We start from the raw sequence: 25051 nt of genomic DNA on the forward strand, positions 1-25051 counted from the left end.
AAGCACTCAGTGATCAGAAAGTGCTCTGATTATAATTTTGGATGGCCATATGTCTATGTATTTTCGTGAGCGGATGCAAAAATAGTTCAGCCATGATTCAGCTTGTGGGATTATGCTGGTTATTATACATCAAAGGAGTTTATGCAGATGAAGTCAAAGCTTGTGATGATCGGTGTACTGACCGGCAGTTTATCATTAGGCGGCCTGGTTGGTTGCGCCAGCACGGATAACCAAAATACCACCCGTGGCGCTGCCATCGGTGCGGTTGCCGGCGCCATTGCTGGTAAAACCACGGCGAATCGCAGCAACAAACGCATGGTGATTGGCGCTGCTGTTGGTGCTTTGGCCGGTGCTGCCGTTGGCAGCTACATGGATAACCAGGAAAAGGCGCTGCGCGAAGAGCTCAGCGGTACCGGCGTTAAGATACACCGTGAAGGTGATAATCTGCGATTGGAAATTCCGTCTCAGCTGACTTTTGAAATTAACCGTTCGGATATCCGGCCACAGTTGTATCCGGTGCTGAACGATATCGCCAGGGTGCTGGCCAATTACGACAAAACCATGCTGATTATCTCTGGCCATACCGACGATACCGGCCCGTACGATTTCAACATGCGCTTATCGCTGCAGCGGGCCGATAGCGTTAGCAGCTATTTAGCCGCGCAGGGGGTGTTGCCTGTCCGGATGGAAACCCAGGGTTTTGGCCCGACCTACCCGATGGTGCCCAATACCTCGGAAGCCAACCGGGCTCTGAACCGCCGGGTGGAAATTCATATCGAGCCGGTGACTGAAAGCTAATGCTTAACACCACTAAAAAACCTGCCGCGGCAGGTTTTTTAGTGGTTGCTACTGGATGGTAGAATAACTTCAAGTTGATGTGAGCTAGTCTTAAACTCTGTAAAGTCTTGTTGAAGTTGCTTCAGTACCGACTGGTGCTTCTCTATTACTGTGACATCCACGCAATTTGTTAAAAATAAAGACACCTCTTTCTCGGTTAACCCGATCAAAGAAGTGTATTGAGCACCTGCTCTGATGGTAATAATATCGCTAATTAACTCATATGTTGGTAAGCGCTGGGAGCGGGTAAACACCGACGTAATATCAAAATCCGGGTTGCTTCGGTGTCTAAATGCGAAAATATTGGCACCATAAATCTGCGATAAAACCTCGAAGTGATTGGGGTTAAAGGAGTCACCAAAGAGAATGCTCGAAAGCTCTCTGTGCTGGTTTATTTTTGAGTTATCAAAACGAAATTCTCTATCTGAGATTTGTGTAAACTGAGCCGGGATTTGCCAGTCGCATCCCATAAAGTGATAAGTGGTCGCAACAGCATTAGTACAACTAATGCACAAAAAAGCTGTAAGAAATAGTCTGAGGAGGTTCATGGTCTGAAGTGTATCTGTTGGTTGGCATTATAAAAATGAATGGAGTCGATTTTGCAACCGACCTGACAATTCCACCAGACATTAATACTTAATGGGCTCCAGCTCGCTACTGTAGTTGGGCCTAGTATTTTAGTGGCTATGCCCAAAGCTCCTTTAGTTGTACCTGCTATAATGATAGGCGTGTTAGCACTAATGATATCCTGCTGTAAAAGTTTAACTGTAAGGGCTCTTAAATGATGTATTTCTTCACGTAACAAAAGAGTAAGTGTTAGATCATCTAAATGATTGGTTTTTTGCCCCTGCAACTCAAGTAACTGTCGAAAATCCTGCACGGATGTTCGCTCGAGTCTTATGACCTCTTTGTGTAATGCATTACGCATTCTTGCAGCTGTTAGACGGTTAATGTTGGTAGCATTATCGCCCTGTGAATTTTTTGCAATCTCGGCTTTCTTCTGATCTTTGGGAGTAACTTGGGAAGGGGAACCGAGTAAGAGTGTAATAACGCGCATTACGCCCCCTAAGAGGTTAATATTGAGAAAGGGTAATAAATCGTGCTGATTTTGTCAATAAAAAGTCAACAAAGGTTGGCTCTTGGGTTGTTGGTTGTTTGTGTTAACAAGCAGACTTTTGTAGCAAAGCAAAAAGCGGGGTTTTTCCCGCCTTTTGCTTCTTGGTAAATTGATGCAGAATTTACTTCTGATTGGCAAAGGCCTTTTGCACAAAGTTCGGCAGCGCCATGGCTGCTTTGTGAATGTCGATATTGTAGTAGCCAGTGTTCAGATTGGCGGCAGCGGCATCGGCTTCGCGAAAGCCGCTAAAGCCTTCACTCTTCCGTGCCAGCGTACAAGTCCACCAGCCGGATGGATAAATCATTTGTGGGAAATTCAGCGTTTGTAATGCTGCAAAGCCGGCATCCAGCATGGCCTGGCGCATATCGGTCAGCAGTTGCAGGTGGATAAGAGGCGACTCGCTTTGTTGCACCAGAATCCCGCCTGGGCGAAGTGCATTCAGGCAGCTTTGGTAAAAGGCACGGTTAAACAGGCCTTCACCCGGGCCGACCGGATCGGTTGAATCCACAATCACCACATCAATCGACTCTGGCGCGGCTTCGCGCATAAATTTGATGCCATCATCAAATAAGATGGTGGCGCGAGGGTCGTTGTTCGAGGCACACAGTTCCGGGAAGTATTTTTCTGCCATCCGGGTGACCTGCTCGTCAATGTCAATTTGGTGCACTGTCTCAACGCCCTGGTGTTTCAGGACTTCACGCAGGGTGCCGCAGTCACCACCACCGATGATCACCACATTTTTCGGACTTGGGTGGGTAAACAGCGCCGGGTGGCTCATCATTTCGTGGTAGAGGAAGTTTTCCCTGCTGCTGACCATGGTGCAGCCATCGATCACCATCAGCTTGCCAAAGTGGGTGGTGTCAAAAATTTCAATGTGCTGGAACGGCGATTGCACTTCATCCAGCTTGGCGGTAATGGCCAGGCCAAAGGCACTGCCACTGGGCTCAAAGACTTCGGTAAACCATTGTTGTGTATCCAGACCAGACATCGTCGTCCCCTTTGTTCGTTTGCCGCGCTATTGCAGGGCCGTTATTTTGCCTGCATTGCGCCGTTCAGACAAATTTTTGATCGTATTTTGCTGCAAGCTGCGGTGATAGGGCTTAAAATAGAGACATTGCCGCGAATTCTGTGCCATACAGCATTCGCTTTCTTTTTTCTGCAGTTTTGACAGGATAAGGATCCACCATGATTGATTGGGGTACCGAAAAAGCACGTTCTATCTACAATGTCGCCACCTGGAGCGAAGGGTATTTTGATATTAATCCCAAGGGCGAGCTGGTGGCTTATCCTGATCAGGACCACAGCAAACCGGGGATCCATTTTCCTGAGCTGGTGCAACGTTTCAAAGACGAAGGCCTGACTCTGCCGGTGTTGGTGCGTTTTACCGACATATTGCAGCATCGTATTGATTCCCTGATCACCGCTTTTCAAAAAGCCAAGCAGGAAAAAGACTACCTGGGTCAGTACACGGCTGTTTATCCGATCAAGGTCAACCAGCAGTACTCGGTAGTGAAAAAGCTGCTCAGTCACGACAGCGGTACCGTCGGCCTGGAAGCGGGCAGTAAGCCGGAGCTGATGGCCATTCTTGGCGTGTCGGACAAGCCACTTAGCATTGTCTGCAACGGCTACAAAGACAGCGAGTTCCTGCGATTGGCCACCATTGGCCAGATGATGGGCCACAAGGTCTACATCGTGGTGGAAAAGCTGTCGGAGCTAAAAACCCTGTTGCGTGAAATCGACCAGCTGGGCGCTGCGCCGCTGATAGGTATTCGTATCAAACTGAACTCGATTGGTAAAGGCAAGTGGCAAAATACCGGTGGCGAGAAAGGCAAATTTGGCCTCACCGCTACCCAGGTGCTGCAGGCCATCGAGGTATTAAAAGAAGCCGGCAAGCTGGATTTGCTGCAGCTGGTGCATTTTCATATCGGCTCGCAAATCGCCAATATCCGTGATATTCACAACGCCATTCGTGAGTGCGCCCGCCATTACGCCGAGCTGCGCACTTTAGGGGTGCCGATCGATACCGTCGATGTCGGCGGTGGTCTTGGGGTCGATTACGAAGGGTCGCGCTCGCGCTCTACCTGCTCAATGAACTACACCATGCACGAGTATGCCCGCAATGTGGTCAATGGTTTAAAAGAAGTGTGTGACGAATACGACTTGCCGCATCCGAATATTATTTCCGAGTCTGGCCGCGCCATGACCGCGCACCATGCGGTATTGGTAACCGATGCCATTGATATTGAGCGGGCGCCAGGGCTGAAGTATCTGCCAGAGCCAGGCGAGGATGCACCTTCAGTGGTGTTAGGGCTGTGGGATGCCTACACCAATGTGACACCACGCACAGCGGTCGAGGCCTATCATGATGCGGTGCATTATTTTAGCGATGCGCACACCCAGTATGTGCATGGCTTGCTGAATCTGCAGGACTGGTCTTTGCTGGAGCAAATTTATTTTGCCACCATCAACCGGGTGCGCGATAACCTGGATTTAAGCTCGCGCTCGCACCGGGCCATTCACGATGAGCTGAACGAAAAGCTGGCCGACAAGTTGTTCGTCAACTTTTCCCTGTTCCAGTCGATGCCGGATGCCTGGGGCATTGATCAGCTGTTCCCGGTGATGCCACTGGAGCGGATGCACGAGCCTTTGGATCACCGCTGCATCATTCAGGATATCACCTGCGACTCCGATGGCATGTTAAAAAGCTATGCTGATGGCAATGGCATTGAGAGCAGCCTGCCAATGCCGGTGTACAAGGAAGATGAGCAGTACCTGCTTGGCATGTTTATGGTGGGTGCTTACCAGGAAATTCTTGGCGATTTGCACAACCTGTTCGGGGATACCGACTCGGTGCATGTGGAGTTGACCGATGATGGTGGTTATCAGCTGACCAATGTCATCAAAGGGGATACCGTAGCCGACGTACTGCGCTATGTACACTTTGATGCCAACAAACTGATCCAGTCCTACAGCGATCAACTGGGAGCACTGGATATGCCGGCAGAGCGACGTGCCGAGCTGCTGGAAGAGTTGAAAGCCGGTGTGAACGGATACACCTATTTTGAAGATTAAGGTACACTAAACACTGATCGGATCTGTGCCGTTACCGCTTTGCTGTGGCTTCGCGGTAACGGCTTCAACCATAGGTGAGACTATGCTGTACTTTTTACCAAAGCCGGTGCGTGGCGTGCTGGCTTTGTTGCTTTATGCGCTGAATACCTTGTTTTGGTTTGTGCCTTTGCTGCTGCTGGCGCTGTTGAAGCTGCTGCCGGTAAAGCGCTGGCAAGCCTGGTTGACCTATCTGCTGGATGCCATTGCCGTGGCCTGGATCAGCATGAACAACGTCACCACCCGCCTGTTTACCAGGATCAACTGGCAGGTAGAAGGGCTGGATGCACTGTCGCGTAAAGACTGGTATCTGTTGCTGGCCAATCATCAATCCTGGGCAGATATTCTGGTGCTGCAGAATCTGTTTAATCGCCGTATCCCCTTTATCAAATTTTTCCTGAAAAAAGAGCTGCTGTATGTGCCCTTTATGGGGCTAGCCTGGTGGGCGCTGGATTTTCCTTTTATGAAACGTTACAGCAAAACCGAGTTGGCGAAAAAGCCGCATCTGCAAGGCAAAGACATTGAAACCACCCGTAAAGCCTGTGAGAAATTCCGCTTTAAACCGTCGACTGTGATGAACTTTGTTGAAGGTACCCGCTTTACCCAAATGAAGCATGATAAGCAACAATCACCCTATCAGCATTTGCTCAAACCCAAAGCCGGTGGTGTGGCTTTTGTGCTTGGTGCTATGGGGCAGCAGCTGCATAAAATTCTCGATGTCACCATCCATTACCCGGAGCGCACGCCGAGTTTCTGGGATTATATTTCCGGCGCTGTTCATGCTATAAGAGTCAAAGTACGGGTATTGCCCATTACCGAGCAGCTGCTCGGTGACTATCAGGATCCGGCCTTTCGTGCCTCTTTCCAGCAGTGGGTGAATGAACTCTGGCAATACAAAGATCAGCAGTTGCAGCAAATGGCTGCAGAGCAGGAGTCGTAATCGATGTCGACCTTACCAGCCTGGGTATTGGCCCCCATTAGTTTTGCTTTGTTTGCACTGAACCTGGCGTTCTGGGGATTGATTGTGCTGGTGCTGAGTCTGCTGCGTTTGCTGCTGCCTGTTGCTGCTGTGCAGCGCTTTTGCAGCCGGGCCGTGCATGGCTGTTACTATTGCTGGATTGGCATCAATGCCTTTTTTATTCGGTTGGTGAACAACCTGGACTGGCAGGAGCAATTGCCTGCCGAAGGACTGAGCCGTGAGCAGTGGTATCTGATGATTGCCAATCATCAGAGCTGGCTGGATGTCGTGCTGCTGATGCAGTTCAGCCATGATCGTATGCCGCTGCCGAAGTTCTTTATCAAAGACGAGTTGCGTTGGGTCCCTTTTATCGGCATCGGTGCCTGGGCGTTGGATATGCCCTTTATGAAACGCTACAGCAAAGCTTTCTTAGCCAAACACCCGGAGCGGCAAGGCCAGGATATTGACAGTACCCGTCGTAGCTGCGAAAAATTCCGTCATCAGCCAACTACCATCATCAACTTTGTTGAAGGCACCCGCTTTAGCAAAGCCAAACAGCAACTGAAAAACAGCCCTTTCCAGTATTTGTTACCACCCAAAGCCGGTGGCATTGCCTTTACCCTGGCCAGCATGGGCGAGCAGTTTGATGCCATGCTGGATGTGACGATTATTTACCCGGACAACCCCAAACACATCGTGCTTGCCATGCTGTCGGGCAAGTTAAAGCGGGTGGTGCTGCAGATTGAGCGCTTGCCGGTGACTGATGACATGATCGGGGATTACTTTGGTGATGATGCCTTTCGCCAACAATTTCAGCAGTGGTTAAATGACCGCTGGCAGCGTAAAGATCAGTTGATCGGTGATTTTCACCGTGCCGGTCAACGCTTACCGACCCTCCACCAAACCAGTGCCAGTTCAGGTTAGCGCTTATTGAATTTGGCGGTGAGCGCGCAGCATCAGGTTGCGTGGGGTTAGGGAGGGAGCGCAAAAAGTACCCAGCTCCACCTGATAGCCTTGTTGTTCTAAAAACAGGGCCCGATCGTACAACAGCCACAGCTCCAGCGGCCGCTGAAACAGATGCCGTACCAACTCGATACGTCTTACCAGGCGGGCATGTGCTTGTCCTTGCGCTAAATAACCGTCCAGTTTCAGCCCTGCAGGCAGTACCAATTGGTGTTGCCCGGCGGCCCACTTTGCAAAGCTGAGAAAATCGGTGCTGAAGATCTGTTTGCTCACCGACGCCAGTGGTTGGTAGTTGCTATCTCCGCTTAGTTCGGTGCGCAGCGCCTGCCAGGCTAGCCGCCATTCCACTTCGGTTTGTCTGAGCCTGGCGATACGCGCCCCGGCCGTGACCTGACCTTGCACTGCCAGTTTTAAATCGTGTTGGCTTAAGGCTAAATCGTGCTGCTGCGCTACCTGGCTGAGTGGTTGATACTGTTGCTCTGGGATCAGATGGTAACAACAGGGTACCAGCTGCAATTGCTGGCAGCCTTGCTGGCTGGCTGAGCGCAGTAATTGTAAATGCAGCTCGCCACAGGCATGCAGGGCAACCACTTGTTGCTGAGGAGCAAGCATTGCCAGGCCCTGGCTCGATAAAGCATCGGCTTGCACAAAGCGCTGCGGCAACTGGTACTGCCGGGCCAGCTGCTGCCCCTGCTCGCACAAGGTCGCCTGCCATTCAAGGCTAATCACCTCGCGTTGTTGACTGTAGGCCAACATCCGGCCTAAATGGCCTTTACCGGCACACCATTCCAACACCGGTAGCTTACTTTCCGGCAGCATCGCACAAAATTGCTGGATTTGGCCGACCTTGCGCCCGGGTATGCCATTGCTTAGCCAAAAAGGCAGCTCCGGCTCAGGCTGCCGTGGGTCAAAAGCGGGTAACTCAGGCAGCTGCGCCAACTTGGGAAAGCACTCAATAAACCAGGCTTGCCGCGCGATCGGATCACGGTCGAGCTCGGCGATAGCATCATCCGAGAGTGCTGCCAGTTTGGCCTGCAGCGCTGGGTCTTGCCAAGGCTGTGTGTCGCAGGCGAAAGGCATCAGCTTCCAGTAAGCTTGGTAGCTGCTGAGTACCTGGTGCAATTGCACAAAGTCGGCCTGGTGCGACATGGGCAGCTCCTTGGGTGTCTGGATGGTTTTGCCTGGACGAAAGAACTGCATTATAGTGGGGTTTAGCAGTAGCTCAACAGGAATTGCCTGAGATGACCAAACTGGTTCGCATTCTTCATGTGGAAGATGATCCCGCCATTCAGCAGGTGGCCAAAATTGCTTTGGAAGCTGTCGGAGGGTTTGAGGTCAGTAGTTGCAGAGGTGGCCAGCAGGCGCTGGAACAATTTTCTGACTTTCAACCTCAGCTGGTGTTGCTGGATGTGATGATGCCGGGCATGGATGGGCCGGAAACACTGCGACAATTACAACAACGCTTTGATTTAAGTGGCATACCAGTGGTCTTTATGACGGCCAAGGTGCAAAACCATGAAGTGCAGTCTTACAAGGAGCTTGGGGCCGCCGATGTGGTGGTGAAACCCTTTGATCCCATGACGCTGTCTGATCGCATCCGTCAGATCTGGCAACAATCGCTGCTGCCAGACCATGATTAATGAGCGTTGAATCAATACAACAAGCTGTAGAGTTTACGCCGGTACTGACTGGCGACTGGATCGCCTTTGGGCAAGGCCGCCAGAATATCCAGATACCGCTTTTTGCTTTCGGAAAAATTCAAATCCTGCCGTAAAATGCCGTACAGCAGCTCCAGTGCTTCAGCAGACCGCTTGACCTGCTGGTACTGAATTGCCAGCTGTTCTTTTAACAGCATGTCATCCGGAGTGCTGGCCAGAGCCGTTTCCAAAGCCTGGATTTCCGGTGTATCGGCTGCTTCTTTTGCCAGTGCCAGCTTGGACTGCACTGCTTTAAAATCCGCATCCTGATCCTGCAGCAGCACGGTTGCCAGCAAGGCTTCGGCTTGTTCCAGTTGGCCCAGCTCCACCGCGCAGTCGGCCAGCAGCAGTTTGATATCAACGCGCTCTGGTGCCAGCTGCAGTGCATCGCTGAGCAGTGGAAAGGCCTCCTGCTGCTTCGCTTCATTAAGCAGTACCAGCGCCTGTTGCAGCAACTCATCTTCAGCTTTAGGCAGGTAAGCGGCCAGCTTGTCGTCCAGGGCTTTGTCATCCAGCGGGCCGGCAAAGCCATCGACAGGCTGGCCATCTTTGATGATCAGGGTGGTGGGCAAAGCCTGAATGCCAAATTGCATGGCCATTTGCTGCTGCTCATCGCAGTTGACCCGGGCCAGCAACAACAGCCCTTTGGCTTTGCCAATACGCTGGCTTAATTGCTTGTCCAGCTGCAGCGATTCCTGGCTTTGCGCCGACCAGAATAAAAATACCACCGGCTGTTGCTGAGAGGCGGCCAGCAACTCACGCACATTGTCGATGTTGACATCAAAAATTGAGCTGGAAGACACGGTTTTTCCTTGTTTACGGGTAATGGATATACTATGAGGACAGCTCCTTGGTTTTGCAAGGCATGGCAGGGCGTTCAAGTCGCGAAAAAACAAGCAAAAGGCATCGACATGGGGTCAGTGATCACGTACATTAAAGCCATACAGACGGCTTAAAATAATTCCAACAGCCGCAGCCGCCAACGAAGCGGCACCTCCAACCAGCCACGTACAACCACAACTTTGCCTGTAAGCAGTCGAAGTTTGTTTCCAACGCCTGCGACATGCAGGCTGTATTGCTTTGCATGTTAGAACCAAAAGAGAATGAACCAATGACAAGCCAGAATACCAAAACTGAGATGCTGTCTGGCGCCGCCATGGTGATCCGCGCACTGGCCGACGAGGGCGTGGAATACCTGTATGGCTACCCGGGTGGCGCTGTGCTGCATATATACGATGCGCTGTTTCAGCAAAGCAAAGTGAAGCACGTGTTGGTGCGCCATGAACAGGCCGCCACCCATATGGCCGATGCCTATGCCCGAGCCAGCGGCAAGGCTGGTGTGGTGCTGGTAACCTCAGGCCCGGGCGCGACCAATGCAGTGACTGGCATTGCCACTGCTTACATGGACTCAATCCCGATGGTGGTACTCACCGGTCAGGTGATGAGTCACCTGATTGGTGAGGATGCTTTTCAGGAAACCGATATGCTGGGGATTTCCCGCCCGATTGTGAAACACAATATGTCGGTGCGCCGGCCAGAAGATATTCCTTACCTGATTAAAAAGGCTTTTTACATTGCCCAAAGTGGCCGGCCTGGGCCCGTGGTGTTGGATATCCCGAAAGATATGACCATGCCACATGAGCGCTACCCGTACCAGTACCCGGAGTCGATCAAGCTGCGCTCCTACAACCCCACGGCGGCTGGTCATCCTGGGCAAATTAAGAAAGCGGTTACCGCTTTGCTCAAAGCCAAGCGGCCGGTCATTTATGCCGGTGGCGGGGTCATTATGGGCCAGGCAGCCGAAGAGCTGACTGCGCTGGCCCGTAAGCTAAACTACCCGGTGACCAATACCTTGATGGGCCTTGGTGCTTTCCCTGCAGCCGATCGCCAGTTTGTTGGCATGCTGGGCATGCACGGCAGTTACGAAGCCAATATGACCATGCACCATGCCGATGTGATTCTGGCGGTGGGTGCTCGCTTTGATGATCGGGTGACCAACAACACCAAAAAGTTCTGCCCGGATGCCACCATCATTCATATTGATATCGATCCGGCCAGTATCTCCAAAACCATCAATGCGCATATTCCGATCGTTGGCCTGGTGAAGCCTGTACTTTCGGCCATGCTGGCTCAATTGGAGCAAAAGAAAGCCCAGCCCGATACGCAGGCATTGGCGACCTGGTGGCAGCAAATTGATGAGTGGCGTACCGTGCATGGCGGGCATTACGACAGCGATACGGCGGTGTTAAAACCCCAGGCAGTGATCGAGGCGGTCAGCCGTATCACTCAAGGTGAAGCTTATGTGACCAGCGATGTGGGTCAGCACCAGATGTTTGCTGCCCAATATTATAAGTTCAACAAACCGAACCGTTGGATTAACTCCGGCGGCCTTGGCACCATGGGCTTTGGCTTGCCAGCCGCCATGGGCGTGAAACTGAATTACCCCGATGCCGATGTGGTCTGTGTCACCGGGGAAGGCTCCATTCAGATGAACATTCAGGAGCTGTCGACCTGCAAGCAATATGGTCTTGGCGTGAAGATCATCAACCTGAACAACGGTTATCTTGGCATGGTGAAGCAGTGGCAGGACATGAACTACGAGTCGCGTTATGCCAGCTCCTACATGGACTCGTTGCCGGATTTTGTCAAGCTGGCCGAAGCCTATGGCCATGTTGGCATTCGGGTCACCAAACCAGAAGAGCTGCAGCCGGCGCTGGAAAAAGCGTTCGCTCATAAAGATCAGTTGGTATTTCTTGACATCCATGTCGATCCAAAAGAACACGTCTATCCGATGCAGGTGCCAGGCGGAGCAATTAATGACATGTTCCTTAGTAAAACCAAGAGGACTTAACGCATGCGCCATATTATTTCCGTGTTGCTTGAAAACGAACCCGGTTCGCTGGCGCGGGTAGTGGGCCTGTTTGCGCAGCGGGGTTACAACATCGACTCGCTGACGGTAGCTCCGACCGAGGATGCGACCATGTCGCGGCTGACGCTGGTAACCCATGGCAACGATCAGGTGATCGAGCAAATCACCAAGCAGCTGCACAAGCTGATCGAGGTGGTGAAATTACAGGACTTAAGCGAAAGCGCCCATGTCGAGCGCGAGCTGATGCTGATCAAGGTCAAAGCCACCTCGGGTGAGCAGCGCGATGAAGTCAAACGCTGTGCCGATATATTCCGTGGTCAGATCATCGATGTCACGGCCAAAACCTTCACCATTCAGGTGGTGGGCACCTCAGACAAGCTGGATGCTTTTATCGAGGCGTTAAAAGGCTCGGCCATTATCGAAGTGGTACGCTCCGGGGTCTCCGGCATCGCCCGTGGCGAGAAAACCCTGACGCTCTAACAGCAGCCTTTTTGGATCAGCTGCTGCATCCAGGCAATAAAAACCCGTACCCGGCGTGATACATAGCGCCGGTCCGGGTAAACCGCGGCAATGGGCATTGGTTCTGGTGCCAGCTCTGGCAGTACTTCGGTGAGCTTGCCTTGCCTGATCAACTCTGCCGCATCGAACTTAGGGATTTGGATCAAGCCCAAGCCAGCGCAACAGCAGGCAATGTAACTCTCCACTGAGTTGACGGCCAGTCGCCCCGACATTTTTACCCGGACCATCTGCTCATCCACCACAAAATCAAGCTCCAGCAACCGGCCACTGGCCGGAGACAGGTAATGGATGGACTGATGGGCCTCCAGCTCATCCAAGCTGGTGGGCAGCCCATGCTGCTCAATGTATGCCGGGCTGGCATAGGTGCCTTGCGGCAAGATCCCAAGGTGACGGACTACCAAGTTCTCATCATGCAGATTGCCGACCCGAATGGCGCAATCAATGCCTTCCGGGATTAAATCTACAGGCCTGTCTGTGCTGCTGATTTCCAGCTCCAGCTCCGGGTACAGCTGTAAGAAGTGCTGCAGCTGCGGAGCTATCAGATGGCTGGCCAGCCGTGAAGGTACGCTGACACGCAAGCGACCTCTGGGCGATGAACTGCCAACCCGCAGGCGCTGCTCGGTATCTTCAATATCGGCCAGCAACCGCCGGCACCAGTCGTAATACATTTCACCATCAGCGGTCAGTTGAATTTTTCGGGTGGTACGGTGCAGCAACCTGGTTTGCAGGTGGGCTTCCAGCGACTGAATGGCGTTGGATACGCTGGAACGAGGCAGTTGCAGCACCTCGGCTGCCCGGCTGAAGCTAAGCATTTGGGCAACCTGAATAAATATCTCCATGGTTTTCAGTCGATCCATAGCATCCTTGATTGTTCGTGAATTCTGAATAGTGTAGCTGGAAAACGGATATTTATCCTTGCTGATGAATAAATCATAGTGAACAGGCCTGCTGCAACCGAGATGGCAGGCACTCACTTCACATCAGAGGAACAGGTTATGAGTGCAAATCACAGTTTAAATGAAAAAGTTATCCTTATTGCCGGCGGAGCTAAGAATCTGGGGGGGGTAATCGCCCGGGATTTTGCCTCGCAGGGGGCAGGGGCAATTGCAGTCCACTACCATAGTGCCGCGACTGAGGCAGAGGCCACAGCTACGGTCAATGCCGTCAAAGCTTTGGGGGCGAAGGCCGTTGCCATACAGGCGGATATGACCAGCGCTGCCGGTGTGCAGGCTTTGTTTGAGCACGCATTGACGCATTTTGGTCGTATAGACATTGCGGTGAATACCGTTGGTCAGGTGCTGAAAAAGCCGATTGCCGATGTCACTGAGGCCGAGTACGACACCATGTTTGCCGTGAACAGCAAATCCGCTTTTTTCTTTTTGCAAGAAGCAGGCAAGCACCTGGCAGACAACGGTAAAATTTGTACCTTAGCCACCTCTTTGTTGGGCGCCTTCACCCCCTTTTACTCGACCTATGCCGGCGCCAAAGCCGCGGTGGAGCACTTTACCCGGGCGGCGTCCAAAGAGTTCGGTGTACGTGGCATTTCCGTTACGGCTGTCGCACCTGGCCCGATGGATACCCCTTTCTTTTATGGCCAGGAAAGTGCTGAAGCGGTGGCTTACCACAAAACAGCCGCCGCTTTATCGCCATTTAGCAAAACCGGGTTAACAGACATTGAAGACATTGTCCCCTTGATCCGCTTTTTGGTGACCGAGGGGTGGTGGATCACCGGACAGACTATACTGGCCAATGGTGGTTATACCACCAAGTAAGTTGGTAAGAGCAAACGGATTAGGGCCGCCTGCCAGCGGCCTGATTAAGGAGTAGGTGATGCATACGATCATGGTATTGGCCGGCGGCTTGTTGCTGCTAGCCGCATGTGTACTACTTGGCTACTGGCGTCATGCTATCGGCCTGGCGGCCCTGTGTTTTATTCCACTCTGGTTTATGGTGGCGGCGGTCAATATGTGGGTAGGGGTGACAAAGGCAGGCTACAGCTTTATGCAAGAAGTGCCGTTCTTTTTGCTGGTATTTTTACCACTAGCAGCGGCTGCCTTGCTGATTTGGCATCGTACTAAAGCAGTATAGTGGTCAACTGGGTAACCGGCCCGAGGCCATAAAGCCGCGCCCTTTTCGAGGCAAGGCTTTCAGAAAAACTGGAGAGCAACAACTATGGCAGTTCCATCATGTTTCGTGGCAGCTATTGCAGTACTAACTCTGACACTTAGCGCGGCGCTGTTAGAAACCCAGGCAGAGGAAACGGGGGTTGATGCACCGGTTCGTGCTTTGATCACGGCGATGGCCGCAGAGGATGCTGAGCAAATTCGCGCCCAGTTTTCGCCTGATGCCACCCAGGCTTACGGCGCGGATGGCCAGATGAAATCCGCCGCTGCTACCGCGAGATGGCTGGAAAGTGACATTATCGGGCGTAACGGTAAAGTGGTAAACCCTGAGTACATCATCAATGGTAACGAGGTGATAGTGCGTGGGCAGTTTCGCAGCCGCGGCTACAGCAGCGAAGCAGACTTTCTGTTCACGGTTGAACATGGTTTGATTACCAGCTGGCGGATCCGTTACTGATAACGCTTTATCTCAGCATTTGAGTATAGAAGGCATCCGCTTGTGTTACTGCAACAGCTTGCTGTACCACAGCAAAAACAGCAGCGCAAAGCCGACCAAATAAAGTAAACCCAGCCGGCTCCACCAAACCAGCAGCGTCGATAGCGGCTGGGTGCTGTGGCGGCGCATCAGTCGGTAATTAAGCCAGGCAAAGACCGGTGTGGTTAGAAATGCCAGTGTCATGGCAAAGGTGAGCATAGGGCCAAGCGCCGAGCGGAAGAACAGGATCACGGCCATGCCAGCCAGGGCTTGCGCCAGCAGCCAGCCCTGGTAACTGCGGCGCTGCCCACGCTGGTGCACGCCAAGCAAGGTAAAGGATTCATTCAGGCTTCTGGCGTAGCCATCCAGCACCGTGATGGTGGTACCAAACATGCACAAAAAGGCAATGGCAGCGACCAGCGGCCTTGACCAGTCGCCAATGGTGCTGCCGTACATGCCAATCAGCTGCTGGGCAAAAGCGGCACCGGCCAGCGCAATCGGCTGATCACTGCCGTATTGCACCAGAGCGCCCAGCGAGACAAACACCAGCGCCAGACCAGCGGTCAGCCAGTAGCCGAGGTTAAAATCAAACAAGCCTTGCTGGCGGCTGATGGGCTGCTGGCGCTGCTTGGCGGTAAGCCAAAGCGAACTGATCGCGGAAATTTCAATCGGCGCTGGCATCCAGCCCATCAGCGCGACCAGAAACCCCAGCATGGCCAGCTGCCAGGGGCTTGGCCCCTGATAATCCGCTGGCGCCATGGCACCATTCATCGCGGCAATCACCGCAGCGCTAAGGGTTGTCAGGGTGAGCAGTACCATAATGATCTTGGCGACCTTATCCAGCGCCCGGTAATGGCCAAGCAATAAAATCAGCAAACAGACCGCTAAAATCAGCCAGCACAACAGGGTAACCGATATGGGCCAGGGCAGCGCATAGTGCAGCAAGCTGGCGGTGAGCAGCAGTACCCCGGCGGTATTGACCACAGCGGCAATCAGGTTCAGCACGATAAAGCTGTAAAAATAGCCGCGGCCCTTGCGCTGATAACCCTGCAGTAAGCTTTCACCCTGCTCCAGGGTGTACTGCACGCCAAAACGGAAGAAGGGGTACTTCAGTACATTCACCAGTAAAATCAGTCCGAGCAGCTGCCAGCCAAAGAGGGCGCCAGCCTGGGTGGATGCCACCAGATGCGAGCCACCGATGGCTGCGGTGGCCATCAGCAAGCCAGGCCCGAGGGCGGAAGCTCTGTGTTTGAGTGTCAATAGCAGTTTTGGCAGCGAGTCGGTGTGCATAGCGCAGCAGTCATCTGATTTATATAGAAAACATCTTAGCAGCAAAGCAGGCAAGGCGTCAGTGCCATTTTGCATTGCTTCTTGCTGCAACAGGGCCGGACCGTTTGTGCACAGTACGCGATGTATACAGGCTGTGCCCGGGCTCTGTGCGACAACGCACCGACAACAGGCCTGTCGCCCTATAAGCTGCGCTGTTACCGCTTAGACTATTTGCTGCAGGTTGCCATGTCCTTTGCTGCGCCCCTATTTATTCGCACCTTGTATCGTCAGTTGGTCAACCAACTTAGTGGCTGGTGGCAGCGGCTGCACCGCCGCAGCTGCCGATGGCTTTCTCCGGACTTATGGCAGCAACGCAGCCCGATCCGGGCGGAGCTGTTCAGTGTTGAGCGGTTGGAGCTGCATGCCCATAGTTTGGCACAGGCGCAACTCATTGAGGCAGACAGTCGCCTGTTGCCGCAGCTGCGTCAGATCTTTCGACCCGCGCTGCAGCGGCGCTTGACGGTCAATGCCGATACCTTGCTGGCGGCTTACCGGGTCAGTGCAACTGAGCTGCAGGCGGGTCATAGCATCGTGCCCGCAGCGGAATGGCTGTTGGACAATTACCATTTGGTCGAGCAGCAAGTCCGTGAAATTCGAGACGATTTACCACCGGGCTATTACCGCCAGCTACCCAAACTGGCCAGTGGCCCTTTTCGCGGCTATCCCAGGGTGCTGGGTATTGCCTGGGCTTATGTAGCTCATACCGACAGTCATTTTGACCCTGTGATTCTGACACGCTTTTTAACGGCCTATCAGCAGGAACAGCCACTGAGTATTGGTGAGTTGTGGGCTGTGGCGATTACGTTGCGTTTTGTACTAATTGAAAACCTGCGCCGGTTAACCGATCAGATCAGCCTGGGACTAAGGCAGCGGGCCGACGCCGATCAGATAGCCGATGCTTTACTGGCCGGGGTCCGCTGGCAGGCGCTGCTGCCAGGGTGTTCGTTACCATTAAGCGATAACTTTGCCGCTCAGTTGGCGAAACGGCTGCGCGATCAGGACCCGGGGGTTACACCGGCTTTGCAGTGGCTCAGTGAGCAAATGGCCAGCCAGAACGACAGCATTGACCGGGTGGTGCTCAAAGCACAGCAGCAATTGGGCGCATCCAATGTCAGTGTACGCAATGTGATGACCAGCATGCGGCACATCTCAGCCATTGACTGGACAGAATTGTTTGAAAACGTCAGCCTGGTGGATCATCAGCTGGCTGCGGGCAGTCGCTTTGCTGAGATGGATTTTGCCAGTCGAAATCTGTACCGCAATGCCATTGAACAACTGGCACGCCGTGCCAAATGCGCTGAATTAGTGGTTAGCAGCAAAGTGCTGCAACTCATCCGTTGGGCTGATGCGTATGCCAGTACAGCAGAGCACCATCCGGTGCAGGCGGCACGTGAAGCGGATTGCGGTTTTTATTTGCTGGGCAGCGGTCGTGCGGCGTTAGAGCAACAGCTGGGGATCCGGCCCCGTGCCTTGCAACGGTTGAGCCTTGGCATCGCCAGGCAAGGCGTATCTGGTTACCTTAGCGTAATGCTGCTGCTAAGTGGTGTCTTGCTGCTCGGTGTGCTTTGGTGGCTTGAGCTGAGTGCCATCTACTGGTTGTGGCTGTTGCTGCCGCTTGGCATTGTGGTCAGTGAGCTGGCCAGCGCCTTGTTGCAGCAGAGTGCCAGCCGTTGTAACCCTGCTCAGCTGTTACCGGCCTTGGCGTTAGCCCAGGGCATCCCGGCAGAACTGCGCACTCTGGTGGCGGTGCCGGTGTTGTTAAGTGATGCAGCTGAGTTGCGCCAGCATTTGCAGCGGCTGGAAGAGCATTATCTGGCGGCCGGCCACGGGGCTATCAGCTTTGTGCTGTTGTCTGATTTTACCGATGCACCACAGCAACACCTGGCCAGCGATCAGGCGCTGTTGCAGCAAGCGATCGACGGCATTGTCAGCTTAAACCAGCAGTATGGTCCGCCAGCAGGACCGGATGGCAGCACTGATGCTGCCGGGCAGCGGTTTTTTCTGTTGCACCGCCAGCGTGAATACAATCCCAGTGAACAAGCCTGGATCGGTGCAGAGCGTAAACGCGGCAAACTAAGCGATTTAAATCAGTTGTTGCGCGGCGGCTCCAGCCGCTTTTGTCGCAACAGCGCAACCTACCCGCAGTTAACCGATGCTGTGCCAGCTCAGGTGCGTTATGTCATTACTTTAGATGCCGATACCCGACTGCCGCGCAATGCCGCGGTAAAGCTGGTGGGAAAAATGGCTCACCCGCTGAACCGGCCACAGTTTTGTCCGCAACAACAACGAGTGATTGCCGGTTACGGTATTTTACAACCGCGGGTGACACCGGCACTGGCGTTAACCGGGCAAGGCTCTCGCTATTTGCGCTTAAACTCGGGGCCGGCCGGTATTGACCCTTACGCCGGCGCTGTTTCGGACTTGTACCAGGATCTGTTTGGCGAGGGCTCTTTTACCGGCAAAGGCATATACGATGTCGATGCGTTCAGTGCCGCTTTAGCAGGACGGGTGCCCGACAACAGCATGTTAAGCCATGATTTGTTTGAGGGGATTTTCGCCCGCGCCGGCCTGGCATCGGATATCGAAGTGGTGGAAGATTTCCCCAATCGCTATGATGTTGCGGTAAACCAGCAGCATCGCTGGACCCGCGGCGACTGGCAGTTGCTGCCCTGGCTGGCTGCCGGCTGGTTGAATCGCCCTCAGGCTGCCAGCGCCAGGATCCCATGGTTGGGGCGCTGGAAAATACTGGATAACTTGCGCCGCTCTTTGCTGGCACCGGCTGGCTTTGTCGCCTTAGTGCTGGTGCTGTTGCTGCCCTGGCCGCAGGCTGTCACTGCCACTTTGTTGCTGCTGGCGTTGTTGCTGTTACCGACCTTGCTGCGGCGTCGTTTTACCTGGTTGCCTCAGCACAGCATCTTGCAAAATGGCGGTGCGGTGCAGCTGCGTAGCCTGTATGGCAATTTGCTGGCTGATTTAGGCCAAACCCTGAGCCAGAGTGGGTTGCAACTGGTGTTACTGGCCGACCAAGCCTGGCGTATGGGTCATGCCATTGGCCTTACCCTTTGGCGGTTATTGGTTAGCCGCAAGCACCTGCTGCAGTGGGTCACCAGCGCGCAAAGTAGTGCCAGACGGCCACTCAGCCTGCTGGGCTATTATCGCCAGATGGCACCAGGCCTGGTGCTGAGCTGGTTTAGTGCTGCGCTGCTTAGCTGGCAGGCATCACAGAATCTGGCGCTGTGGGCACCGCTGATTATCCTATGGCAACTGGCACCCGCGTTGATGTACTGGCTCAGCCTGCCGACCAGTCTGCAGCAAAGCCGGCCGCTGTCTGCCACCGAGGCGAGCAACTTACGGCTGGTGGCCCGCCGTACCTGGCGGTTTTTTGAACGCTTTGTCAGTGCCAGTGACAACTGGCTGCCGCCGGATAATTTTCAGCAACTGCCGGAGCCGGTCATTGCGCGCCGGACCTCGCCTACCAATATCGGTGTTTATCTGTTGTCGGTGGTCACGGCGCGCGATTTTGGCTGGCTGGGCACTCACGCCAGTACCCATAAGCTGGAACAAACCTTTGCCAGCTTGCACCGGCTTGGCCGCTATCAGGGGCATTTTTACAACTGGTACGATACCCAGAGTTTGCAGCCTTTAGCGCCGGCCTATGTGTCCTCGGTAGACAGCGGCAATCTGGCCGGCCACTTACTGGCATTGGCCAACAGTCTGGATGAGTGGCAGCAGCAACTGCTGGCACCACAGGCGTGGCAGGGGCTTAAGGATACCCTGGCATTGGCTCAGGCCAGTCTGCGGCAAAGCGCTGGTAGCTTGGCATCAAGCCAGCAACTGCAAGCCTGTCTGGATAGCCTGGCCCTGCAGTTAGCAAGTGGTCATCGGCTGGCACCGTTACACAGCACATTGATTGAGCTGGCCACAGAGGCGCTGGCCTGTTACCACAGAAGCCCGGCGCAGCCGCCAATGGATGCAGCAAGGTCGCCCGAAAGCGACAATCTGTTGTTCTATCTGCAGGCTTTGCTGCAGACGTTGCAGCAGCATCAGCAGGATAACCTGGCCAGCAGTCAGCAGCAGCACCAGCTGCAACAACGCTTGGCTACGCTGGCCACAGCAAGCCGGACGATGGCGCTGCAAATGAACTTCACTTTTTTGCTGAATACTGAGCGCAATTTGCTATCGATTGGCTATGCCGTGGCAGACAATACCCTGGATACCAGCTGTTACGATTTACTGGCATCCGAGGCCAGGTTGGCCAGCCTTTTTGCCATTGCCAAAGGGGATGTCGATAGCAAGCACTGGTTTCGGCTTGGTCGCAGTGCCACCCCGCTCGGGGCGGGTGCTGCTTTGTTATCCTGGTCAGGCTCGATGTTTGAATACCTGATGCCATCCCTGGTGATGCGGGCTGAAGTTGGCAGTCTGTTGGAGCAAAGCAACCGGCTTATCGTGGCGCGACAAATCAGTTACGGCCGGCAACACCGGATCCCCTGGGGCATTTCAGAGTCGGCCTACAATGCACGCGATCTGCATCTTACCTATCAGTATTCCAATTTTGGTGTGCCCGGGCTTGGCTTGAAACGCGGGCTGGCACAAAACCTGGTGATTGCGCCTTATGCCACTGCGCTGGCAGCTATGGTGGATGCCCCTGCCGCCTGTGGTAACTTTGCCCGGTTGGAGCAACTGGGTGCGCTGGGTGATTATGGTTTTGTTGAAGCCATCGATTACACCCCGGCCCGTCTGCCCAGCCCTGATCAGCCGGTAGTGGTGCAAAGCTTTATGGCGCACCATCAAGGCATGACGCTGATTGCTCTGCTTAATACGCTGCAACAGGGGGTGATGCGCAGTCGTTTCCATCGGGAGCCGATGATCCGGGCCTGTGAGCTGCTGTTGCAGGAGCGGGTACCGCGCGATGTGCTGAATGCCCACCCCAAAGCTGAAGCCGTGACCATTGCTGCAGACAACAGCAGCGAATCCCTGACTGAGCTAAGCTTGGACCCTGCGGCTGATGGCGCACCTCAAACCCATATTCTGAGCAATGGCCACTACAGTGTGATGCTGAGTGCTGCCGGCAGTGGTTATAGCCGTTGGCGTGATATCGCAATTACCCGTTGGCGGGCCGATAGCAGCCTGGATAACTGCGGCAGCTATATCCTGCTGCGTGAGCGCTCAAATGCTCATTTTTGGGCCGCCAGCCTGCAACCGGATGCCAGCCGTTCGTCATTCGCAGACGTTGCCCAATCGTACCATCATGCAGCAACCTTTAGTGAAGACCGGGCGGAATTCAGTGCCTGTTTTGGCGCGCAGTCGGGTTCCACACAAACAGAACCGCCAGCGATCAGTGCCCGATTGACGGTGCTGGTTTCCTCTGAGCACAACGGCGAAGTGCGTGCGATCACTTTGTGCAACCATAGCCGGCGCGAGCAAGTGCTTGAGCTGACTTCCTACGCCGAATTGGTGCTTGGCAATGCTGCCAGCGATCAGGCACATCCGGCTTTTTCCAAACTCTTTGTGCAAACCGAATTTGTCACTGAATATGGTGCCATTGTGGCCACCCGCCGCCCTCGTACACCAGATGACACTCCACTCTGGCTGGGGCACTTTGCCGTGATTGAAGGGGGGGCTAGCTCTGAGCTGCAATACGAGACCAACCGTGCACAGTTTTTTGGTTCAGGCACCTGCTTGCTGCAGGCGCGGGCCATGCAGCCTCAGCAGTCATTAAGCAACAGCAGTGGCACCGTGCTGGACCCTATCCTTTGTTTGCGCCCGACGGTCACTTTGGCCCCTGGCAAGCAGCTCAAAGTCGCGTTTTGGACGCTGTTGGCTGCCTCCCGCGAGCAGTTGCTGGAGCTGATTGACCAGCATAACGAAACCAGTGCCTTTGAGCGGGCCGCCACCTTAGCCTGGACACTGGCGCAGGTGCAGTTACGCCATCTGACCATCAGTGTGGCGGAAGCGACCCTGTTTCAGCGTCTGACCGGCCCCTTGTTGTACAACGACCTGCGCTTTCGTGCACCGGCAGCTTCCATCAGCCGCGGGGCTGGCCCACAGTCTGCTATTTGGCAGCATGGCATTTCCGGCGATACTCCGATCGTATTGCTGCATATTGATGATATCGACGATCTCGACATTGTACGCCAGTTGCTGCGGGCGCATGAATACTGGCGCTTAAAGCAGCTGGCCGTTGATTTGGTAATTATTAATGAGCGTGCCAGCTCCTACGTGCAGGATTTGCAACAGGCTATCGAAGCCCTGGTTCGTGCCAGTCAGAGTCGGCCGGCAGCTGTACTGGCTGGCAGCGCACCCCAGCGGACGGTGGGCCATGTCTATACGCTACGCGCCGATCTGATGCAGGTCGATAGCCGCAGCTTACTGGCTGCCGTGGCCCGGGTGGTGCTCTATGCCAGGCGAGGGCCGCTGCAGCGCCAGTTGCAACGACTGGCACCGCTCAGAGCTGAAGATAGTGCTGCAGAGCCAGTAGCTGTTGGTGCAAGGCCGCAGAGCGTCACACCAAACTCAGCGTCGGCGTTGGTTAACGCAGGTTCTGCCGACACAGAATATCGCAGCAGCGAGCTGGAATTTTTTAACGGTCTGGGCGGCTTTGCCAGCGATGGCCGCGAATATGTGATTCTGCTGGATAACTACCAGCGTACGCCGATGCCCTGGCTGAATGTGATTGCCAATGCGCAGTTTGGTTTTCAGGTGTCGGCCAGTGGCAGTGGTTATAGTTGGGCGCAAAGCAGCCGGGAAAATCAGTTAACGCCCTGGTCGAATGATCCGGTGACCGATCCCTGCGCTGAAGCAATCTATGTGCAGGATGAAGACAGCGGTCAGCTGTTTACTGCCACCTGTGCGCCGATCAATGATGGCGGCCATTACAGTGCCTGCCATGGCTTTGGCTACAGCCGCTTTGCCCACCAGGCGGCGGGCATTGGCTTGAAGCTGCTGCAGTATGTACCGTTGCAGCAGCCGGTGAAAATCTCCTGCCTGACATTGCACAATACCAGCTCCCATCCGCGTCGACTGCGGATCACCGCCTATGTCGAATGGGTGCTGGGCCGTGACCGTGCGCAGAATGCCCCGTACTTAATCAGTGAATTTGATCAAGAGCATCAGGCTTTGTTGGTGCACAACCCCTGGCAAACGGCCTTTCCCGGCCGGGTTGCGTTTGCCGCTTTGGGAGCTAACACTGCTCTGTCCGGTTGGACGGCCGATCGCACCGAGTTTCTTGGCCGCAATGGTCGCAGTCAAAGCCCGCAGGCGTTGGCGCAACAACAGTTGCTTTGTGCCAGCAGCGGGGCTACGGCCGATCCGTGCGCAGCCTTGCAGCACAGCGTGAGCCTGGCGCCAGGGGAGCAAATCGAGCTGGTGTTTTTGCTTGGCCAGACCGCCGATAAAGCCAGTGCCCAGGCCTTGTTGCAGCGCTACCGTGCGGCTGATTTGAGCGATGAGTTGCAACAGGTGCAGCAGCACTGGCAGACGTTGCTGCAAGCGGTGCAGGTAAAAACACCGGATCGGGCCATGGATATTATGCTAAACGGCTGGCTGCTGTATCAGACCATCGCCTGTCGTGTCTATGCCAGGGCGGCTTTTTATCAGGCCAGTGGTGCCTACGGTTTTCGCGATCAGCTGCAAGACACCATGGCGCTGAGCTTTGCCGCCCCGGAGCTGACCCGGGCGCATTTATTGCGCGCCGCCGGGCGCCAGTTTGTCGAAGGCGATGTACAGCACTGGTGGCTGCCGCATAGTGGCCAGGGCGTACGCAGCCGTATATCGGACGACCGGGTCTGGCTCGGTTTTGCCTGCGCCCGCTACCTGGCCAGCTCCGGCGATAGCGCTGTATTGGATGAAAGCGTCAGCTTTTTGCAGGGGCCGGCCCTGGAGGCGGAGCAGCACGATGCGTTTTTCCAGCCGATGCCAGCCGACGTCGAGGCATCCTTGTATGAGCATTGTGCCCGTGGGCTGGACTTGGCCATTACACTGAGCAGTGAACGCGGTTTGCCATTGATCGGCAGCGGGGACTGGAATGATGGTATGGATCAGGTCGGTAGCGGCGGCAAAGGCGAAAGCATCTGGCTAGGCTGGTTGCTGCTAAGCACCTTGCGGTCCTTTATTCCGCTGGCAAAAAGCCGGCAGGATCCCCGTGCCGCTCCGTGGCAACAGCACAGCGACCGGCTGCTGGATAGTATGGAGCAGCTTGGATGGGACGGCCATTGGTACAAAAGGGCCACCTACGATGATGGCAGCTGGCTCGGCAGCCGACAGAGCGATGAGTGCCAGCTGGACTCGTTAAGCCAGTCCTGGGCGGTGCTGTCGGGCATGGCTGACCCAGAGCGGGCGCTCCAGGCGATGAAGGCGGTGGACCACCATCTGGTGCAGGCAGAGCAGCAGTTGCTGTTATTGTTTAGCCCGCCTTTTGATAAAAGCGCCCATAACCCCGGTTACATCAAAGGGTATCCGCCGGGGCTGCGTGAAAACGGCGGCCAATACAGCCATGCTGCGATCTGGGTGGTGATGGCCTTTGCCAAATTGGGACAGGCGGATAAAGCACATCAGTTGTTTCACATGTTAAACCCGGTCAATCATGGTTTAACGCCGGCGGCTGTGGCCCGCTATCAGCTGGAACCTTATGTACTGGCGGCCGATATCTACTCAGTGGCGCCCCATGTTGGCCGCGGCGGCTGGAGCTGGTATACCGGTGCGGCTGGCTGGATGTACCGGGCCGGGGTCGAAAGTTTGCTTGGTTTGACGCGTCAGGGCGACCATATTCAGTTAGCTCCCTGTTTGCCAGCTGACTGGCCTGGCTTTAGCGCCATGGTGACCCTGGGCACTAGCTGTTATGCGATAGAGGTTCTCCAACAAGCCGGCCAAGCGCTATTGATGCTGGATGGTGCCGAAATCGCTGCAGATTCAGCCCTCTTTGTCAGCGACCAATGCATTCGTCTGCCATTAGATAACCAGACGCATCAACTGCGCTGGTGCCTGGCTGTATGACCTTAAGCAGACGGGGGTATCCATAAAAACACCCGCCGCAGCGGGTGTTTGGCAAGACGAATACC

The 25051-nt window shown here is 54.5% G+C and carries 17 protein-coding genes; 11 read left to right on the top strand and 6 right to left on the bottom strand.

The window, feature by feature from the left end; all coding sequences use genetic code 11:
- The first annotated feature begins 147 nt into the window (after window positions 1–147).
- A complete protein-coding gene (locus BLW37_RS11085; RefSeq protein ID WP_091342871.1) occupies window positions 148–798 on the top strand; it encodes a YiaD family glycine zipper/OmpA-like lipoprotein in 651 nt (216 codons plus the stop codon).
- A 583-nt stretch (window positions 799–1381) separates the two neighbouring features.
- On the opposite strand, the gene BLW37_RS11095 is transcribed toward BLW37_RS11085, so the two are convergent.
- Complete coding sequence (locus tag BLW37_RS11095) at window positions 1382–1894, bottom strand: hypothetical protein (protein WP_091342874.1); 513 nt, start codon at window positions 1892–1894, stop codon at window positions 1382–1384.
- Window positions 1895–2075: 181 nt separating this feature from the next.
- Entirely contained in the window at window positions 2076–2942 is an 867-nt protein-coding gene (speE, locus tag BLW37_RS11100) for a polyamine aminopropyltransferase (protein WP_091342876.1), read from the bottom strand.
- 197 nt (window positions 2943–3139) lie between these two features.
- On the opposite strand from speE, the gene speA reads away from it, so the two are divergent.
- The 3 genes from speA (at window position 3140) to BLW37_RS11115 (ending at window position 6944) form a co-directional block, all read left to right on the top strand.
- Entirely contained in the window at window positions 3140–5026 is a 1887-nt protein-coding gene (gene speA, locus BLW37_RS11105; RefSeq protein ID WP_091342878.1) for a biosynthetic arginine decarboxylase, read from the top strand.
- Between the two features lie 82 nt (window positions 5027–5108).
- A complete protein-coding gene (locus BLW37_RS11110; protein ID WP_091342880.1) occupies window positions 5109–6002 on the top strand; it encodes an acyltransferase in 894 nt (297 codons plus the stop codon).
- Between the two features lie 3 nt (window positions 6003–6005).
- A complete protein-coding gene (locus tag BLW37_RS11115) occupies window positions 6006–6944 on the top strand; it encodes an acyltransferase (RefSeq protein ID WP_091342882.1) in 939 nt (312 codons plus the stop codon).
- Window positions 6945–6947: 3 nt separating this feature from the next.
- Here the strand turns inward: BLW37_RS11115 and BLW37_RS11120 are convergent, their stop codons facing one another.
- Window positions 6948–8132 (bottom strand): methyltransferase, encoded by a 1185-nt coding sequence (locus BLW37_RS11120; protein WP_091343152.1) that lies wholly within the window; start codon window positions 8130–8132, stop codon window positions 6948–6950.
- Between the two features lie 92 nt (window positions 8133–8224).
- Between BLW37_RS11120 and BLW37_RS11125 the strand changes: the two genes are divergently transcribed.
- The gene (locus tag BLW37_RS11125; RefSeq protein ID WP_091342884.1) at window positions 8225–8623 is read left to right on the top strand and encodes a response regulator; all 399 of its coding nucleotides are present in this window, start codon (window positions 8225–8227) and stop codon (window positions 8621–8623) included.
- Window positions 8624–8634: 11 nt separating this feature from the next.
- On the opposite strand, the gene BLW37_RS11130 is transcribed toward BLW37_RS11125, so the two are convergent.
- Entirely contained in the window at window positions 8635–9483 is an 849-nt protein-coding gene (locus BLW37_RS11130; protein WP_091342886.1) for a tetratricopeptide repeat protein, read from the bottom strand.
- A 308-nt stretch (window positions 9484–9791) separates the two neighbouring features.
- Here BLW37_RS11130 and BLW37_RS11135 point away from each other — a divergent pair, with 308 nt between their 5' ends.
- Together BLW37_RS11135 and ilvN are read left to right on the top strand one after the other, a co-directional pair.
- Window positions 9792–11531, top strand: a complete 1740-nt coding sequence (locus tag BLW37_RS11135; protein WP_091343154.1) for an acetolactate synthase 3 large subunit — start codon at window positions 9792–9794, stop codon at window positions 11529–11531.
- Window positions 11532–11534: 3 nt separating this feature from the next.
- Entirely contained in the window at window positions 11535–12029 is a 495-nt protein-coding gene (gene ilvN / locus BLW37_RS11140; protein ID WP_091342888.1) for an acetolactate synthase small subunit, read from the top strand.
- Here the strand turns inward: ilvN and BLW37_RS11145 are convergent.
- Entirely contained in the window at window positions 12026–12925 is a 900-nt protein-coding gene (locus BLW37_RS11145; RefSeq protein ID WP_091342889.1) for a LysR family transcriptional regulator, read from the bottom strand. The two genes, ilvN and BLW37_RS11145, sit on opposite strands and share 4 nt — an antisense overlap.
- 138 nt (window positions 12926–13063) lie before the next feature.
- On the opposite strand from BLW37_RS11145, the gene BLW37_RS11150 reads away from it, so the two are divergent.
- From BLW37_RS11150 to BLW37_RS11160, 3 genes are all read left to right on the top strand, one after another.
- Window positions 13064–13840: an SDR family oxidoreductase gene (locus BLW37_RS11150; protein ID WP_091342891.1), complete on the top strand. Its 777-nt coding sequence runs from the start codon at window positions 13064–13066 to the stop codon at window positions 13838–13840.
- Between the two features lie 58 nt (window positions 13841–13898).
- Window positions 13899–14156 (top strand): hypothetical protein, encoded by a 258-nt coding sequence (locus tag BLW37_RS11155; RefSeq protein ID WP_091342892.1) that lies wholly within the window; start codon window positions 13899–13901, stop codon window positions 14154–14156.
- Between the two features lie 84 nt (window positions 14157–14240).
- Entirely contained in the window at window positions 14241–14648 is a 408-nt protein-coding gene (locus tag BLW37_RS11160; protein ID WP_139243701.1) for a nuclear transport factor 2 family protein, read from the top strand.
- Window positions 14649–14693: 45 nt separating this feature from the next.
- Here BLW37_RS11160 and BLW37_RS11165 read toward each other — a convergent pair whose 3' ends face one another.
- Entirely contained in the window at window positions 14694–15956 is a 1263-nt protein-coding gene (locus BLW37_RS11165; RefSeq protein ID WP_171907604.1) for an NRAMP family divalent metal transporter, read from the bottom strand.
- A gap of 120 nt (window positions 15957–16076) precedes the next feature.
- Between BLW37_RS11165 and BLW37_RS11170 the strand changes: the two genes are divergently transcribed.
- The gene (locus BLW37_RS11170) at window positions 16077–24986 is read left to right on the top strand and encodes a glycoside hydrolase family 94 protein (RefSeq protein ID WP_245785706.1); all 8910 of its coding nucleotides are present in this window, start codon (window positions 16077–16079) and stop codon (window positions 24984–24986) included.
- The last annotated feature ends 65 nt before the right edge of the window (window positions 24987–25051 follow it).

It is taken from the genome of Alkalimonas amylolytica, from assembly GCF_900107845.1.
In the GTDB taxonomy this organism is placed as follows: domain Bacteria; phylum Pseudomonadota; class Gammaproteobacteria; order Enterobacterales; family Alteromonadaceae; genus Alkalimonas; species Alkalimonas amylolytica.

Coding starts and splice junctions, on each gene's coding strand:
- BLW37_RS11085 (WP_091342871.1), top strand. CDS start 148: ATGAAGTCAAAGCTTGTGATGATCGGTGTACTGACCGGCAGTTTATCA.
- BLW37_RS11095 (WP_091342874.1), bottom strand. CDS start 1,894: ATGCGCGTTATTACACTCTTACTCGGTTCCCCTTCCCAAGTTACTCCC.
- speE (WP_091342876.1), bottom strand. CDS start 2,942: ATGTCTGGTCTGGATACACAACAATGGTTTACCGAAGTCTTTGAGCCC.
- speA (WP_091342878.1), top strand. CDS start 3,140: ATGATTGATTGGGGTACCGAAAAAGCACGTTCTATCTACAATGTCGCC.
- BLW37_RS11110 (WP_091342880.1), top strand. CDS start 5,109: ATGCTGTACTTTTTACCAAAGCCGGTGCGTGGCGTGCTGGCTTTGTTG.
- BLW37_RS11115 (WP_091342882.1), top strand. CDS start 6,006: ATGTCGACCTTACCAGCCTGGGTATTGGCCCCCATTAGTTTTGCTTTG.
- BLW37_RS11120 (WP_091343152.1), bottom strand. CDS start 8,132: ATGTCGCACCAGGCCGACTTTGTGCAATTGCACCAGGTACTCAGCAGC.
- BLW37_RS11125 (WP_091342884.1), top strand. CDS start 8,225: ATGACCAAACTGGTTCGCATTCTTCATGTGGAAGATGATCCCGCCATT.
- BLW37_RS11135 (WP_091343154.1), top strand. CDS start 9,792: ATGACAAGCCAGAATACCAAAACTGAGATGCTGTCTGGCGCCGCCATG.
- ilvN (WP_091342888.1), top strand. CDS start 11,535: ATGCGCCATATTATTTCCGTGTTGCTTGAAAACGAACCCGGTTCGCTG.
- BLW37_RS11145 (WP_091342889.1), bottom strand. CDS start 12,925: ATGGATCGACTGAAAACCATGGAGATATTTATTCAGGTTGCCCAAATG.
- BLW37_RS11150 (WP_091342891.1), top strand. CDS start 13,064: ATGAGTGCAAATCACAGTTTAAATGAAAAAGTTATCCTTATTGCCGGC.
- BLW37_RS11155 (WP_091342892.1), top strand. CDS start 13,899: ATGCATACGATCATGGTATTGGCCGGCGGCTTGTTGCTGCTAGCCGCA.
- BLW37_RS11160 (WP_139243701.1), top strand. CDS start 14,241: ATGGCAGTTCCATCATGTTTCGTGGCAGCTATTGCAGTACTAACTCTG.
- BLW37_RS11165 (WP_171907604.1), bottom strand. CDS start 15,956: ATGCACACCGACTCGCTGCCAAAACTGCTATTGACACTCAAACACAGA.
- BLW37_RS11170 (WP_245785706.1), top strand. CDS start 16,077: ATGTATACAGGCTGTGCCCGGGCTCTGTGCGACAACGCACCGACAACA.